Here is a 239-nt window from a genome sequence, read left to right as displayed (position 1 = left end):
GCCTATTATCAGGAAACCGGCCGCGCCGGTCGTGATGGTTTACCGGCTAATGCCTGGATGGCGTATGGCCTGCAAGATGTTATTACCCTGCGTCAGTTTATGCAGAATTCTGATGCACCAGATCTGATTAAACGGGTCGAACATCACAAGCTCGATGCAATGTTGGGCCTATGTGAATCCATCAGCTGCCGGCGGCATGCCCTGCTCGCCTATTTTGATGAAACGTCACCGGAAACCTG

Annotated in this window: 1 protein-coding gene; it reads left to right on the top strand. The window is 52.3% G+C overall.

Annotated features, from left to right (window positions below; genetic code table 11):
- The coding region (locus tag B3O33_RS12525) for a RecQ family zinc-binding domain-containing protein (RefSeq protein ID WP_292363745.1) at positions 1–239 on the top strand (239 nt) is incomplete at both ends.

Origin of the sequence: Methylophaga sp. UBA1464 (assembly GCF_002325665.1) — a bacterium.
Lineage (GTDB): Bacteria > Pseudomonadota > Gammaproteobacteria > Nitrosococcales > Methylophagaceae > Methylophaga.
Note: the sequence above shows the minus strand (reverse complement) of the source record. Positions and strands in the feature narration are given on the sequence as shown.